The sequence below is a fragment of the Cupriavidus sp. AU9028 genome (assembly GCF_019795295.1).
GTDB lineage: Bacteria > Pseudomonadota > Gammaproteobacteria > Burkholderiales > Burkholderiaceae > Cupriavidus.
Map to the genome: position 1 here is coordinate 172,389 of NZ_JAIMCG010000004.1, position 15,484 is coordinate 187,872.

Sequence of the window (15,484 nt, forward strand, 5' to 3'; positions counted from 1 at the left end):
CGCCTCCCCTCGATCAAGGCAGGATCGGATTGGCCTGCGCCCGCGCCACCGCCCGTTCGGCGTCGGCCGGCAGCAGGAAGCGCTGGGCCACCAGCGACGTGGCCGCGGTGCGCAGCTTGTCCAGATAGACCGCTTGCGTGCCGTACAGCGACTCCAGTGACGGCCGCTGGTCGCCCGCGGCGATGCGCGCTGCCTCGGTGCGGTGGAACGGAATATAGCTGCCGCTCAGGTTGACCAGATCGACAATCCCCGGCGTCGCCACATAGTTGAACTCGAGGCTGGTTCCCAGCGGCACCTGCACGTCCAGCGACTGGATGCCCGAGCGCGAGAGCCCGGTCTGCGGATCGAGTTGCGGCACCAGGATGGCGTAGTCGCGCCCCATGTACGAGGGCGGCAACTGCGTCGGAATGCCGGACTCGTCCTCGGGCCGGTACTGCGGGCCGAAATCGAGCAGCGGGAAGCCGTTGTAGCGCGCGAGGTACTGGAAGTCGGGAATGGGAACCGGTCCGCCCGCCCCTTCCCACGTCACGCCGCGCATCACGGGCACCGTGAGCTGGTCGGGCCGCACCAGGGTTCCGTCGGCAAGACGCGGCACCTGGCTGTCCGGCGGCGGGACATCCCGTGCGACCCAGTCCTCCAGCGCCACGAACAGTGCGCGGAAGGTATCGGCGAAATCGATCATCGAGCCGGCGGGATAGACGGTGGCCGCCGGGTTGTAATTGATCTGCGCCGACTTGCCGCCGTGCTGCGTGCTGCCGTAGTAGTAGATGCGCGCGTTCTCTGGCTGGTCCAGGTCGCGGAAGCCCCAGGCGTCGGTCAGCACCGGCGAGCCCTGCAACTGCCAGAACTCGGTACCGGACAGGCCGAGGAAGAAGCGCGGGCAGGTCTGCGTTTCGGTACAGCGCTTCATCACGCCGCCGCTGCGTCCGGCCACGTCGTCGCGGTAGTCCGCGGCAAGCCCGCGCGGCGCGGTCTGCCCGAAGGCGCGATGATCGGTGCGCAGGCCGCCGCCGCCGCCCGGCACGGCGAAGCGCGTATTGATATTGGTCTGCCGCGCGGCAACATGGGCGAAGATGCCGTCGAACACCTTGCCGCCCGCCAGCGAGGCATTGAATCCGAGATGCAGGAAGGTCTTCATCGCATTGCCGGACTGCGAGGTGCCCTGCCCGATCGCATGGCGGATCGCACCGGCGATCGGATTGGGCGTGCCGGCGCGGTCCGCCGCTTCCTTGCGGAAGAAGGTCACCGTGTCGCGCAGCGCTGCCAGCCCGACGCCCATCACCTTGGGGTCCTTGGCCACATAGGTCAGCTCGTACAGCTGGCCCGGCACGAAACCGCCCTTCAGGCAGACCTTCGTCCCATCCGGCCGTCCCGGGAACGGCGCGCCGGTGCCGCCGCAATCGGCGAACTTCCAGTCACTGGGCGGAATCGCGATGCGCGGGTCAGTCTCGTTGACGCGCCGCGTCAAGGAATAGCCGGCTTGCGTGTTGTCCAGGCTGGCCGGTTCGTAGGGAATCATCGATCCGTTGAACACGCCGCCCGGCAGGCTCATGGTGGAAGTTGGCGCGTTGGGGATCAGCTCGGTGGCATAGGGGCCGGTGATCGAGCTGCCATCCTTGTTGCGGGCGACCGGCACGGTCAGCGTCAGCCGGGCCGGCGAGCTCTTGGGCACGTCGCCCTGCCAGGCCGCGAACAGGAAGACATAGCCGCGCTCGAAATAGACCGCGTCGCCGGGCACCTGCGCCGGGTTCGGCATGGTGAGGATATTGCCGCGATTGGGAGCGTCGTAACGCAGGATGCCGCCCGCCTTGCCCATGTCCTTGGGCTTGAGCATCACGAACTCGGTCTTGTAGTCGACCAGGCCGCGCGCGTTGACCGGCGCGAGCTCCAGGTCCTGGATCACCGCGTTGCGCGGGTCCTTCGGATCGATCTCGCCGGCGATCGAGCCGGTGACCCGTTCGTATTGCCCGACGCTGCCGAAGCTGCCCGGGAAATCCTCGCGAGCGTCGATCGTCAGCGTGATCCCGGGCTTCGCGGCCGGCGCCTGGCCGCCGCCTCCTCCGCCCCCGCCGCTGGTCGGCGGCGGCGTGGAGGGGCCGTCATCATCGTCGCTGCCGCATGCCGCAGCCAGCGCCATCACGGCGCATGCGATACCGAGGGCACGTGCCGTCCGGCCGCGCCCAAAACGCGTTGTCTCCATTCTCTTCGCTCCTGCTCCGGTGGACCGCCCACTGACGAGGCGTTGGCGCGAAGTCTAGGAAGCGGATTGCGCGAGGGGAAATGGATAATCTCGATGGATTCTGCGGGTTTTCAGCGCAATCGTCTGATGGAGCAGATTCCCGCCGAGGCGCAGCGCCCCTACAGCAACGTAGCGGTGCTGGCGCGCCCCGCGGCAACAAACAGTGTCAGCGAACCTGTGGCGCCGCGCCGTGTCCTACCGGATTGGAACGACAAGGAGGTAACACCATGGATTGTCCTGTTTGCCCGCAAACCACACTGGTGATGTCAGAGCGCCAGGGTGTCGAGATCGACTATTGCCCGAAGTGCCGGGGCGTGTGGCTGGATCGTGGCGAGCTCGACAAGATCCTCGAGCGTGCCGCTGCCGAACAGGCGCCCGTGGCGCAGGCCGCACCGAACCAGGCGCCTGCCCAGCCGGCGGCGCGTCCCTACGATCCTGGCCATGGCGGTGGATATCGCGGGGACGACCGCTACCGGAATGACGACCGCTACCGCGAGCAAAAGCACTACCGCAAGAAGAGCATCTGGCACGAGCTGTTCGACTGAGCGCACACCCCGTGCCGGGTGCAGCGATCAGAACGCCAGCATCCGGCGCGGGTCGTGTCCGGCGATATGACTGGCGATGTCGGGATCGTGCGTGACGAGCATCAGCGCGGCGCCGGTTTCGTCGCAGGCCTGCACGATCAGTTCGATGGTCCGCTTCTGCGTGACCGGGTCCAGGCGGGAAGTGGGCTCGTCCGCGAACAGGAAGACGGGCTGCAGCAGCAGCGCGCGCAACAGCGCGAAGCGCTGCAACTCCCCGCCGGAGACAGCGCCCGGCAGCCGCCGCAGCAACGCCGGCGCCAACCCCAACTGCTCCATCATCGGGCCCAGGCGCGCCCCGTCGAGCCGATGCAGCCGGATCAGGTCCTGCAGGCCGTCGCCGATCCTGCGGCGCGGGGCAAAGGCGGCACCCGGGTCCTGGTACAGCTTCTGAAAGCGATGCCGGGGCACTGCGTCGGCCCGGTGCACGTGACCCTCGTCCGCCCGGACCAGCCCGAGCAGGATGTTGCCCAGCGTGGATTTCCCGCTGCCGCTGGGCCCGGTGACGGCGACATGCTCGCCGGAGCGGATCTGCATCGTCAGCCCGGTAAACAGGATCTGTTCGCCGAAGCGCTTGGCAAGTCCGCTGGCGCCGATGATGGCGCGGCCAGCGGTGCCACCTTCGGGCGCCGCTGGCGGGCTTGCTGCGACCGTGCCCGCCCATGCGGCAGGATCGGCGGCCACCAGTTCCCGGGTGTACGGATGGGATGGCGCCGACAGGACCGTCGCCGTGCTGCCCTGCTCCACCACCTTGCCTTCCTGCAGCACCATCGCCTGGCCGCCCAGCGCGCGCGCCACGGCGATGTCATGCGTAATGGTGACGACCGCGCAACCGTGCGCCAGCGCCTCGCGCAGGTGCTCCACGACCGCGTCGCGCCACCGGTGGTCCAGCCCCTTGGTCGGCTCGTCGACGATCAGTACCGGTGCGCCACCGGCGCGCACCATCGCAAAGGCCACGCGCTGCGCCATGCCGCCTGACAGCGTGCCGGGCAGCGCTGGCGCCGCGTGCTCGACACCCATCTGGCGCAGCGCCGCCAGGGCGGCGCGCCAGCTTTCGTCGCGCGGCTTGCCGCCGACCAGACGCCAGCTCTCCGCAAGCTGACTGCCCACCCGCATCAGCGGGTCCAGCGCAAACCAGGGCTCCTGCGGCAACAGGGCGACGCAGCGGCCCCATAGCGGCCGCCGCGCGGCGGCATCGCCGGCATCGCTGGCACGGCCGGCGCACGCCAGGCGACCGCTGGCCCGCAAACCGTCCGGCAGGGTTCCCATCACGGCCTGGGCGAGCAGGCTCTTGCCGGCACCGCTCTCGCCGAGCAGCGTCAGCGCTTCCCCTGCGCGTACCGAGAAGGAGACCGGCTGCAGCAGCAACGCATTGCCGGCATGGATCGCGAGCCGGTCCGCTTCGAGCAGCGGGGCGCCGCTTCGGCGGTATTCGGGCAGCGCCATCATGCCTGTACTCCGCCCGGCTGCACCGCCGCCTCGACAGGTGCGCCGCGCCGCTCGCCGAGCAGCACCAGCGCCAGCATCGCCATGGCGATCACGACGATGGGGCTGGCCATCGCCCAGGGCGCCTCGCCGGCATAGGGCAGCAACTCGGTCATCAGCAGACCCAGCTCTGCCGTCGGAGGCGGCAGGCCCAGCCCGACGAAGCCCATCGCCGCCAGCGCGAGCACCGCGGCGCCGACGCCGAAGCTGGCCAGCGTCGCCAGCATGGGCGCCAGTTCCGGCAGCAGATGGTGCCTGGCGATATAGCCGCCCCGAAAGCCCAGCAGCCGGGCGGCTTCGACGTGGTCGCTGCGCAGCACCACCATGGCGCTGCTGCGGCTGACGCGGAAGTACTCGACCCACAGCACCAGCGACAGCCCGAGGTACAGCGGCCACAGTGCCCCGGGGGCGAGCGCGGACAACAACAGCACCAGCAGCAGGCCGGGCAGCGCCAGCACGGCATCGGCCAGCGCCGTCAGCACGCGGTCCACCCACGCACCCTTCCAGGCGGCGAGCAGGCCGAGCGCGGTCCCCGGCACCATGGCCGACAGCACGCACAGCAACGCCAGTCCCAACGACAGCCGGGCAGCGTGCGCGGTGCGCGCCAGCACGCTACGGCCGAGATGGTCCGTGCCCAGCGGCTCGGCCAGGCTCGGCGCCTGCAGCACCGCGTAGAGGTTCTGCTCGAAGGGCGGCCGCTGGGCGACCAGCGGGCCGGCCAGCGCAAAGACGGCAAGCAGCAGGATCAGCACCACGCCCAGCCGCTGGCGGCCCCGCGGATGGCGCCCGCCTGCCCGCTTGCTCGCGCCCGGATGGATCGTCTCGTTCATCATGCAGTCCTTCCCCGCGCGACGCGCAGGCGCGGATCGATCGCCGCGCAAGCCAGGTCGACCACGGCATTCAGGGCGACGAACAGCAGTCCCATCACCAGCGCGGTGCCCTGGATCATCGGCACGTCGCGGCCGAAGATCGCGTGCACCAGCGCATGGCCGATGCCGGGCCAGGCGAACAGCGTCTCGATGACCACCACGCCTTCGAGCAGGTAGACCAGCTGCACGCCGAGGTAGGCCACCACCGGCACCGCCGCATTGCGCACGCCGTGCCGCCACATCGCCATGCGGTCGGACAGACCCTTGGTGCGGGCGAACAGGAAATACGGGGAGCGCACCACGGCCGCCATCGCGTCGCGCGACACGCGCAGCGCGGTGGCCGTCAGTCCCAGCGCGAGCGTCAAGGTGGGCGCCACCCAGTTGCCGTGCTCGCCGTGTCCGCCGGCGGGCAGCACTGCCAATTCCACCGACAGCGCCAGCACGAGCAACACGCCGAGCACGAAGGGCGGCAGCGCGCGCAACACGATCGACAGCATCAGCGTACCGCGGTCCGCAAGTCCGCCGGCCCTGCGGCCCGCCAGGAAGCCCAGCGGGATGGCGATCAGCGCCGACAGTGTCAGCGCGGCCAGCGCGAGCGCGAAGGTATGCCCGAGCTGGTGCGCGATCTCCGTGCCGACCGGGGCACCGGTCACCACCGAGGTGCCCAGGTCCAGATGCAGCAGGCGCGACCACCACGACGCCAGCGCTGCATACCAGGGCAGGTCGAGGCCAAGCTCGGCGCCCACCGCTTCGGCGGCGGCGGCATTGACCATGTCGTAGCCGTAGCGGCCGGCGGCCACGCGGAAGGCCATGTCTCCCGGCAGCAACCGCATCATCACGAAGCTGAGCGTGCCGACCAGCGCGGCGACGACGGCGGCCTGCAGGCCGCGCTGCAGCAGAATGCGCAACAGCAGCCGGGCGGTAGCGCCGCGGCGGGTAGCCACCGCAGGAGCCGCCATCGAGGCCGGCGTGCCACGGCTGTCGGGGCCCAGCGAAAAGGAAGACGAGTCGTTCATCACGGGTTGCGGGTCAGGCGGTCCAGCGCATGCCGGTCAGCCGCCAGGTCCGCTCGAAGGGATCGATGGAAACGCCGGCAAGGCGGGGATTGGCGGCCAGGGTCTGGCGATACCACACCACCGGCACCAGCGGCAGGCCGCCGTGCAGCGCCCCGGCAATCCGCTGCCGCAGCGCCCGTGCCGCCGACTCGCCGCCGCGCTCTGCGGATCGCGCCGGCAGTTCACTCAAGGCGCTTAGCGCGCGCGGAACCGCGGGCTCGCGCCACTGCATCGCGCCCCAGTCGCCGCCGCTGCCGTCCTCGGCACCGAAGTCCTGCGACACCGCGCCGAAGGCATCGGGCACCACGCCATAGTTGCGCGCGATCAGTCCCATCTGCAGCGAGCCATCGCGATGGGCAAACGGAATCTCCGAGGAATTGCCGACCGCCACGCGCACCCGGATGCCGACCAGCCGCAGCTGCTCCTGGATCGCCGCGGCGATGAGCGGCAATTCGGGGCGGTCGGGAAACGTGGTCAATGTCAGCGTGAAGGGCTGGCCGTCGCGCCACAGCATGCCGTCGGCACCCAGGCGCCAGCCAAGCTCGCCCAGCAGATGGCGCGCGGCGACCGGATCGTGCGTCAGCGACGGTAGCGCGCCGTCGTGCCAGCCGGCGAGCACCGGGGGAAACAGCTGCTGCGCGGCCAGCCCGGGATCGCGCAGGATCGCCGTGGCGATGCCGCGCCGATCGAGCGCCAGCGACAGCGCCTGCCGCGCGCGGGCGTCGGCCAGCAGCGGATGCCCGGCGTTCAGCTTCAGCGAGGTCGTGCGCGGAATCATCTCCTCGACGATCCGCACGGCATTGCCGTGGCGCAGCCGCGCGATGCTGCCGGGATCGAGCCCGTAGGCCAGGTCGGCCTGGCCGGATTCGGCCATCAGCGCCCGCATCTCGGCGCGCCCCACCGACAGATACGAGGCGCGCTGCACCGCGGGGCGCGCACCTTGCCAGCCGTCGAAGGGGACCACCGAGAAGCGCTGCGGCGGCTCCAGCGTGTCGATCCGGAAGGGGCCGGAGCCGACGATGGCGCGCACGTTGCCGTCGGCGCCGAACGACGCCGGAGCGAGGATCTGCGTGCTGCTGTGCGACAGCAGCGCCGGCAGCGCGCCGTAAGGGCGCGACAATACGATGCGCACCGCGCCGCCCTCGGCGCGAATCGCCTGGATCGGCGCCCGCCCCAGCACGCCGGCCGGATGCAGCGCCCGTTGCAGGGCACGCGCCACGTCGATGTCGCGCACGGGCGTGCCGTCGTGAAAGCCCGCGCCTGCGCGCAGCACGAAGCGCCATTCGAGCCCATCGGCGGAACTGCCCCAGCGCGCGGCCATGCCCGGCACCTGACGCCCCGCCTCGTCATATTCCACCAGCGTCTCGCATACCTGCATGCGCGAGAACAGGTAGCCGCCGCGCAGCGGATCGAGGCTGGACAGTTCCCATGGGCCGATCACGCGGACGGTGCGCGTTGCGCTCGTGGCGCGGTCCTCGGCAGCGCGGGTGGAATGGGCCAGCACGGCGGGGGCAAGCCCGCTGGCGGCCAGGCCGAGCAGCAGGCGCCGCCGCGCAAGCGAAGGCGCCACGGTGGAGTGCAGCGTCACGTCAGTAGTCCAGATGCAGGCCGAGCCGGACCGTGCGGCCGATTCCCGGGGCGATCCACAGGTTGTTGTAGGCGCTCGCATAGTACCTGCGGTCGAACACATTATTGACGTTCAACGTGACCTTGACGTTGCGGCTCGCCTGCCAATAGGCGAGGAGATCCGCCAGCGTATGGCTGGGCAGCGTGAAGCTGTCGGCCGCATCGCCGGCGCGCTTGCCGACGTAGCGCACGCCAGCGCCAATGCCGTAGCGCTGGCCCACCGGTGCCGCATCCTCGTAGATCGCCAGGGCGCTGGCGCTGGTACGGGGGATATTGCGCAGCGGCGTGCCGGCCGGCAGGCGGCTGTCGGCCGTGATCTCGGCGTCGGTCAGCGCGACGTTGCCGGTCACGCGCCAGTGCTGGCCGAGGCTGCCCGAAAGGTCCAGCTCCAGCCCGCGGCTGCGCGCCTCTCCCGCCGCGATCAGGAACGACGAATCGCCGGGGTCGGTGGTCAGCACGTTGCGCTTGTGGATGCTGTACGCAGTCAGCGTCGCACCGAAGCGGCGGTCGTCGCTGTCGAACTTCACGCCCGCTTCGACCGCGCGGCCGCGCTCGGGCGAGAAGCTGTTGCCCAGCGCGTCGATGCCGGCGTTGGGGCGAAACGAGCGGCTGGCATTGGCGAACAGCGACAGGTTGTTGCTGGCGAGATAGGTCACGCCCAGCCGGGGCGACACCGCGGTCTCGTCCTGCTCGGTCACTGCCCCGCGCAGCCGGTTGTTCAGCGTCTGCCGGTACGAGTCGAAGCGCGCGCCGGCCTGCACGCGCCAGCGCTCGCCGAAGGCGAGCTGGTCCTGCACGAAGACGCCGACATTGGTCTGCCGCTCGCGCGCATCGGTCTGCGTGGCGAAGGTGCCGGGCGGCACCTGCCCATAGACCGGGTCGTAGATGTCGATCGCGTACGGCGCCTCGGCAGTGGGATTGCGCCGCAGCTGGTACTGGTTGCCGGTGAACCGGTAGGCATCGATGCCGAGCAGCAGCGTATGGCCGACCGGTCCGGTGTCGAAGCGGCCGGTCACATCCGCCTGCATCGACAGGTCGTCCGACTGGTAGTCGCGATAACGGCGCTGGCGCAGCAGCGTGCGGCCATCGGTGGCGAGCGCGTGGGCATCGCTGGAGAAGCCGTGCATCGCGCCGCCACGATAGGCGACGTTCAACCGGCCCTGCCAGCCGGGGGCGAACGCATGCTCCACGCCAAGCTGGTGCGACTGGCTGTCGATGCGGGTATCGCCATCGTTCGGCTCCCCCAGGAAACGCGAGCGCGGCAAGGCACGCAAATCGCCGTTGACCGCGACGATACCGCGGTCCAGCGGCGCACTGTAGCGCTGCACTTCCCCCGAGTAGTGCAGCAGCGTATTCGGTCCCAGCGCCCACGTCAGCGACGGCGCCAGCAGGAAGCGCTGGCTGTTGACGAAGTCGCGCCCGGTGCCGCCGTGATCGGTCACCGCGATCAGCCTGCCAGCAAGGTTATCGCCGAGCGGCCCGGTGATGTCGGCGGCCACGCGCTGGTTGTCGAAGTTGCCTACCTCCAGCTGATAGCGCTGGGCCGGTTTGAACTGCGGCTGGCGCGTGACGATATTGATGGTGCCGCCGGGCTCGCCGATGCCGTACAGCGACGAGGTCGGTCCTTTCAGCACCTCCACCCGCTCGATGGTCGCGGCATCGCGCGGCGCGGCATAGCCCCGGTTGGCGACGAAGCCATTGACCAGATACGGTGTGCCGCTGTTCTCGTTGCCGGCAAAACCGCGCACGGCATAGTTGTCCCAGAGCCCGCCGAAGTTGTCCAGGCGCGCGACGCCGCTGGCATAGTCGAAGGTCTGCTCCAGGCGCGTGGCGCCGATGTCGTCGATCAACGTGCGCGGCAGCACCCGCACCGCCTGCGGCAGCTCGCGCAGCGGCGTATCGGTGCGGCTCGCGCCGGCCGATTCCTGCGGGTTGTACGGACTTTGGGCGGCGCTCACGACCGAAACCTCCGGCAGCACCGCTTCGCTGTCTGTATCGCCTGCCGGGGCAGAGGTCTGGCTCATCGCCGCGCGCGCCACGACCAGCAGGACGGCTGCGGCAAGCGGCCGGAGGGGGCGGACGGAAAAGGGCTGCTGCAAGCGCCGCATGGATCTTCCTGTTGTTGGATGCGGGGATGGACGGCCCAAAAACAACGAGGGCCGGTAGCGGCCCCCCGATGTTTATTGAGAATGGATTTTCAATAAGATTGTAGCGGCGTGAATTGGCGCGCGTCAAATCGCGCGGACCGATGGCGATAAGCGGGAGGGCCTGGGGATGGCGGAGGCAGGCGTGCCCTCTCCCCCGGCCCCTCTCCCGCCTGGCGGGAGAGGGGAGCGAACCGGCAGGGCTGGAACAGCGAACGGTGTTCTCCCCTCGCCCGCTTGCGGGAGAGGGGTCGGGGGAGAGGGCAGCAGACCACGGCCGCCCTTCAGCCACTCAAGGCTGCGAAATCGCGAACTCGTGGGCTTCGGTATTGAGCCGCGACACCCGCCGCTCCACCCGCTTGTCGTGATACGACGAGGCGATCCGCGTGATCTGCAGCAGCGGCCCGCCGACGGGCACCTGCAGCAGTGCGTGGTCATCCTCCTGCGCGAGCACGGCGCGCAGCCGCTCCTCGGTGCGGATGACGTTGATGCCGAACACGTCCTGGTAGAAGTTGTAGAGCGTATTGGGCCGGTCGCGCAGTCTTGCCTCGGTCAGGCCCTCGAACAGCCGCTCCGGCACCGTGATGGAATCGGTCATCACCGGACGGTCGTCCAGCGACAGCACGTTGGTGAAATGAAAGACGCGCTCGCCGGGCTCGATCCCCAGCGCCATCGCCTCCTCGCGGCTCGCCTTGGCGCGGCGGAACCGCACCAGCCGCACCGAGGGATAGGCACGGTGTCCATCCTCCCGCACCACCCGAAAGAAGCGGAAGAAGTGGTCCTCCTGCCGGTGCGTGGCGACGAAGGTGCCGCGCCCCTGGTGCCGGATCAGGATGTTCTCGGCCACCAGTTCGTCGATGGCCTTGCGCAGCGTGCCGATCGACACGCCGAAGCGCTCGACCAGCCGGCGCTCGGACGGGATGGCCTCGGCCGGCTTCCATTCGCCGCTGGCCAATGCCGCGAGGATCGCCCGCTTGATGTCCTTGTACAGCACGCCGCCGATGGCCGTGCCCGGTCCGAATTCTGCGCCCACGTTGTCCGTCTCCTCCGTCGTGTTGCGGCCCATGTGCCCGGTCCGCTCGGGACCCAGCTATATAACATGGATGACTTGCAAGACCTGGGCCAGCGCGAGCCTGGACGCAACGCCCGCGCTGCCCGTTCCTGCCGGTCGCGAAATGCAGGTCGGCTATTCCGCGCGGATCTGCTTCTCGTCGATCAGCCTCGCCCAGCGCGCCACTTCATCGCGGAAGTAGTTGCTGAACATCGCGCTCGGCTGCGGCGCCGGGGTAAAGCCGGCGGCGATGATGCGCTCGCGCGGCTCCTTCATCTCGACCAGCCTGGCCACCGCCATGCCCACCTTGTCGACCACCGGCTGCGGTGTGCCCGCCGGCATCATCACGCCGGTCCAGTTCTCGACCAGCAGCTCCGGGAAGCCGACCTCGGCGACGGTGGGCACGTCGGGCAACAGCGGATGCCGCTCGCGCGTGGTCACGGCCAGCGCGCGCAGCTTGCCGCCCTTCACATGCGCCAGCGACTCCGGGAAGTTGGAGAAGACCACATCGATCTGTCCGCCGATCAGGTCCGTCATCGACGGCGCGCCGCCCTTGTAGGGCACGTGCGTCAAGCGGGTCCTGGTGAGGCTTTCGAACAGCGCCAGCGTCAAGTGCGGCGGCGTGCCGTTGCCGCTGGAGCCGGCGTTCAGCTTGCGAGTGCGGGCCGCTTCCACCAGCTCCTGCATCGACTTGATGGAGGAACTGGCGGGCACCACCACCGTCATGGGCGACGAGGCGATCCGCGCGACCGGCACCAGGTCCTTCTGCATGTTGAACGGCAGCCGCGGGAACAGCGTCACGTTGGAGGCGTGCGTCAGCGTGACCGCGAGCCAGGTGTAGCCGTCGGGAGCCGACTTGGCGACCTGGTCGGCGCCGATGTTGGCATTGCCGCCCGGTTTGTTGTCGACCACGATCGGCTTCTTCCATTCCTCCGACAACTGGTGGCCAACCAGCCGGGCCATCACATCGGTCAGTCCGCCGGGCGCGAACGGCACCACATAGCGAATCGGCTTGCTCGGATAGTCGCCTTCCGCGCCGCCATTTCCATTGGCGCGTGCGGCGGGACTCTGGGCAGCCACCGGAGCGGCGGCAAGCGACGACACAGCGGCGGACAACGCAATCAACAATGCAGCCGCATGCCTTGGCATGCGTCGGATCGAAGGGCAATGCATGGTGTGTCTCCTGTGTAGGCCGCCGCCCGTACGTTGCGAGCAGTGGCAAGGGGATGGTGCCGGCTCGATTTCTATGCGGGGTTCGCCTCCCCGGCCAGCGCCCGGATCTCGGCCAGCAGCGCGTGCGGCACGTCGATGCCCTGCGCGCTGGCCTGCGTTTTCGATGCCTCGCGCCGTGCGCCGGGCAAGCGCGTGCCCTCGTCGGCAAGCATGGCCGCCAGCAGCGCTTCCACGCGCTGGTGATAGACCTCGCCACCGCGGAACGCCGCCGGGTCGAGCACCAGGAACAGCTGCCCGATGCGGGGCCGTCCGCCCTCCTCCTCGAAGAACGAGTCGGCCTCGGCACCGAAGCTGGCGCCGGCGATCGATGCCACCAGCAGCTCGACCATCAGCGCCAGCATCGCGCCCTTGACGCCTCCGGCGGGTAGCATCGAGCCGCGCAGCGCCGCCGCCGGGTCGGTGGTGGGCTGGCCGGCTTCGTCCAGCGCCCAACCCAGCGGAATCGCCTTGCCCTGGCGAGCGGCCACCATGATCTTTCCGCGTGCAACCTCGGACAGCGACAGATCGATCTGGACCGGCGGCGCGCTGCGACGCGGAAACACCGCGGCGATCGGATTGGTGCCGAACAGTGGGCGGCGTCCGCCCCAGGCCGGCATTGCCGCCGGAGAGTTACCCAGCGCGATGCCCACCATGTCCGCCTGCGCGACCGGATCCAGATGCAACGCCGCCGCGCCGAAGTGGTGGCTGTTGCAGACCGCCACGGCGCCAATGCCGGTTTCGCGCGCCCGCACCATGGCCTCCTGCACGGCCAGCCCGCAGGCCGGAAAGGCAAAGCCGCAGCCGGCATCGACGACGCCGGCAGCGGCACGCGCGGACAGGAGGCGAGGCACGGCCCGCCCATCCACCCGGTCGCGCCGCAGGTGGCTGGCATACATCGGCACGCGCGACACGCCGTGCGAGGCCAGTCCCGCCGCATCGGCCTTCACCAGCGCGCGGGCAGTCGCCTCGGCCTGCAGGTCGCTGGCTCCCGCCCGGCGCAGCGCTTCAGCGGCAAGCGCAGTCAGCGCCTGCATGTCGAGCATCGTCATCGGCTGTCCTCCAGCGCCTTGCGCACTTGCTGCGCGATCAGCATCGACACCCGTTCATTGGCTTCCCGCGTGACGCCGCCGATATGCGGCGTGAGCAGCAGGTTTGGCACGCCAGCGAGTGCCGAGCCGGCCGGCAGCGGCTCCTGCTCGAACACGTCCAGCGCCGCGCCCGCAAGCCGGCCCTCGCGCAGCGCGGCTGCCAGCGCCGGCTCGTCCACCACCCCGCCGCGGGCGCTGTTGATCAGCACCGCGCCGGGCTTCATCTGCCGCAGGCGCTGCGCGTCGATCAGATGCCGTGTCGCGGGCACCAGCGGCACGTGCAGGCTGACGGCATCGGATTCCGCAAGCAATGCATCCAGTGCGCGGGGCTCGACGCCAGCGGATTGCCACACCGGATCGACGTCGGCCAGCATCGGGTCGTGTGCGATCACCCGCATGCCGAATGCCTGCGCCAGCGCCGCCGTCAACCGGCCGATATCGCCGAAGCCGATCAACCCCAGCGTCTTGCCCAGCGTTTCCCTGCCCTCGGACAGGCGCGCACGCGGCCATTGGCCCGCTGCCATCTCCGTGTTGCTGGCATAGGCGCCGCGCAGCAGCATCGCAACTGTCGTCACCACGTACTCCGCGACCGAGCGGGCATTGGCGCCCGTGGCCGGAATCACCCGGATACCGCGCGCCTGGCACGCCGCCACATCGATGTTGTCCAGCCCGACCCCAAGCCGGCCGACCACGCGCAGCTGCGGCGCGCGCTCCAGCAGTTCCGCATCGACGCGGGTGCGGTTGCGCACGATCAGCGCGGCGGCCTCGGACAAGGCGGACAGCAGCGCCTCGCGCCGATCGGCCCAGGACGGCTCGTAGTGCAGGTCGAAGCCGGCCGCCAGCGTGGCGACGGCCTGCTCGTCCATGAACTCGCTGATGCAGATGCGCGTCATCATGCCGACTCGTGGATGCGGGTCAGCACGAACTCGCGGTGGCCAAGCGCCTCGGCCGCGGTCCAGCGCCCATTGACCGTGGCGAGCATGCACTCGAGCAGCTTGTCGCCGGTCTGGTCCAGGTTCTGCTCGCGCTGCAGCAGGCCCGAGCAATCGACGTCGATATGCTCCTGCATCAGCCGCACCGTACGCGGGTTCGCGCACAGCTTGATCACCGGCACGATCGGGTTGCCGATCACATTGCCCTGCCCGGTCGGGAAGAAATGGACGACAAAGCCGGAGGCCGCGCACAGCGTCACCATCTCCGCCGCGGCCGACGACGAATCCATGAACCACAGGCCCGGATGGGTCGGCTCCTCGGCCTTGTCGATCACGCCGTCCACGGTGCAGGTCTTGCCGATCTTCTGGATATTGCCCAGCGCCTTTTCCTCGATGGTGGTGAGGCCGCCGGCGATATTGCCCTTGGTCGGCTGGGACTCGGACAGATCGGTCGTCTTCCAGCGGTCGATCATGCTCTGGTAGCGGTCGAACATGGTCATGAACTTGCGCCGCACCTCGGCATTGGCACAGCGCTCGGCAACGATATGCTCGCCGCCGGTCAGCTCCGAGGTTTCGCCGAACACCAGCGTGGTCCCCAGCGGATGCAGCTTGTCGAAGGCATTGCCGACGGTGGGATTGGCACCGCAGCCGGAGGTGGTATCGGACTCGCCGCACTTGGTCGACACCCACAGGTCGCCGATCGGACATTCGACGCGATGCAGCGCGGTGGCGTACTGCACGAATTCCCGCGCGGCCTGCGACGCCCGCCTGATGGTCTCGTGATCGCCATGCCCTTCGATGCCGAAGCCCACCACCGGCTTGCCGGTGCGGGCGATGCCGTCGACGACGCGCCGGGTCCAGCCATCCTCGATGCCGATCACCACGACCGCGGCGACGTTCGGATTGCTGCCGGCGCCGATCAGCGTGCGGAAATGCAGGTCCAGATCGGGGCCGAATTGCAGGCGTCCATAGGGATGAGGAATCGCCATGGTGCCCTTGATCGCATAAGCGACCGCTTCCGCGGCAGCGTTGGACAGATCGTCCAGAGGCAGGATGATGACGTGGTTGCGCACGCCAACACGGCCGTTGTCGCGGCGATAACCCCAGAAGGTAGTGTTCTGATCGATGATGGACATGAGTTCGGCTCTGACGGATTGGAGGTGGGGATGGCCATGCCCGTCGCACGGTCGAGCGCGACCGCG

The 15,484-nt window shown here is 69.6% G+C and carries 13 protein-coding genes; 2 read left to right on the forward strand and 11 right to left on the reverse strand.

Features of this window, described 5'->3' with window-relative positions; all coding sequences use genetic code 11:
* Positions 1-13: 13 nt before the first annotated feature.
* A complete protein-coding gene (locus K6V06_RS06410) occupies positions 14-2,200 on the reverse strand; it encodes an alpha/beta hydrolase domain-containing protein (RefSeq protein ID WP_255581639.1) in 2,187 nt (728 codons plus the stop codon).
* Between the two features lie 93 nt (positions 2,201-2,293).
* Here K6V06_RS06410 and K6V06_RS06415 point away from each other — a divergent pair, with 93 nt between their 5' ends.
* Positions 2,294-2,503 carry a hypothetical protein gene (locus K6V06_RS06415; protein WP_222241142.1) on the forward strand — a complete coding sequence of 70 codons (210 nt, stop codon included), beginning with the start codon at positions 2,294-2,296 and terminating at the stop codon, positions 2,501-2,503.
* Positions 2,467-2,784 carry a zf-TFIIB domain-containing protein gene (locus K6V06_RS06420; RefSeq protein WP_222241144.1) on the forward strand — a complete coding sequence of 106 codons (318 nt, stop codon included), beginning with the start codon at positions 2,467-2,469 and terminating at the stop codon, positions 2,782-2,784. Before K6V06_RS06415 ends, K6V06_RS06420 begins: the two co-directional genes overlap by 37 nt.
* A 27-nt stretch (positions 2,785-2,811) precedes the next feature.
* On the opposite strand, the gene K6V06_RS06425 is transcribed toward K6V06_RS06420, so the two are convergent.
* From K6V06_RS06425 to K6V06_RS06470, 10 genes are all read right to left on the reverse strand, one after another.
* Entirely contained in the window at positions 2,812-4,269 is a 1,458-nt protein-coding gene (locus tag K6V06_RS06425) for an ABC transporter ATP-binding protein (RefSeq protein WP_255581640.1), read from the reverse strand.
* Positions 4,266-5,135 (reverse strand): ABC transporter permease, encoded by an 870-nt coding sequence (locus K6V06_RS06430; RefSeq protein WP_222241146.1) that lies wholly within the window; start codon positions 5,133-5,135, stop codon positions 4,266-4,268. Before K6V06_RS06430 ends, K6V06_RS06425 begins: the two co-directional genes overlap by 4 nt.
* Positions 5,135-6,133 carry an ABC transporter permease gene (locus K6V06_RS06435; protein WP_222241530.1) on the reverse strand — a complete coding sequence of 333 codons (999 nt, stop codon included), beginning with the start codon at positions 6,131-6,133 and terminating at the stop codon, positions 5,135-5,137. The genes K6V06_RS06430 and K6V06_RS06435 overlap by 1 nt, the downstream gene beginning before the upstream one ends.
* Before the next feature lie 70 nt (positions 6,134-6,203).
* Positions 6,204-7,817, reverse strand: coding sequence for an ABC transporter substrate-binding protein (locus K6V06_RS06440; RefSeq protein ID WP_370637402.1), 1,614 nt, complete (start codon positions 7,815-7,817; stop codon positions 6,204-6,206).
* Position 7,818: 1 nt separating this feature from the next.
* Positions 7,819-9,813, reverse strand: coding sequence for a TonB-dependent siderophore receptor (locus K6V06_RS06445; RefSeq protein WP_370637403.1), 1,995 nt, complete (start codon positions 9,811-9,813; stop codon positions 7,819-7,821).
* Positions 9,814-10,291: 478 nt separating this feature from the next.
* Positions 10,292-11,065, reverse strand: a complete 774-nt coding sequence (locus K6V06_RS06450) for a GntR family transcriptional regulator (protein WP_222241160.1) — start codon at positions 11,063-11,065, stop codon at positions 10,292-10,294.
* A 120-nt stretch (positions 11,066-11,185) separates the two neighbouring features.
* Positions 11,186-12,199: a tripartite tricarboxylate transporter substrate binding protein gene (locus K6V06_RS06455; RefSeq protein ID WP_255581641.1), complete on the reverse strand. Its 1,014-nt coding sequence runs from the start codon at positions 12,197-12,199 to the stop codon at positions 11,186-11,188.
* 95 nt (positions 12,200-12,294) lie between these two features.
* Positions 12,295-13,311, reverse strand: coding sequence for an Ldh family oxidoreductase (locus K6V06_RS06460; RefSeq protein ID WP_222241164.1), 1,017 nt, complete (start codon positions 13,309-13,311; stop codon positions 12,295-12,297).
* On the reverse strand, positions 13,308-14,243 hold the full coding sequence (locus tag K6V06_RS06465) for a hydroxyacid dehydrogenase (RefSeq protein ID WP_222241532.1): 936 nt from the start codon (positions 14,241-14,243) through the stop codon (positions 13,308-13,310). Before K6V06_RS06465 ends, K6V06_RS06460 begins: the two co-directional genes overlap by 4 nt.
* Positions 14,243-15,418, reverse strand: coding sequence for a UxaA family hydrolase (locus K6V06_RS06470; RefSeq protein ID WP_222241166.1), 1,176 nt, complete (start codon positions 15,416-15,418; stop codon positions 14,243-14,245). Before K6V06_RS06470 ends, K6V06_RS06465 begins: the two co-directional genes overlap by 1 nt.
* Positions 15,419-15,484 lie beyond the last annotated feature (66 nt).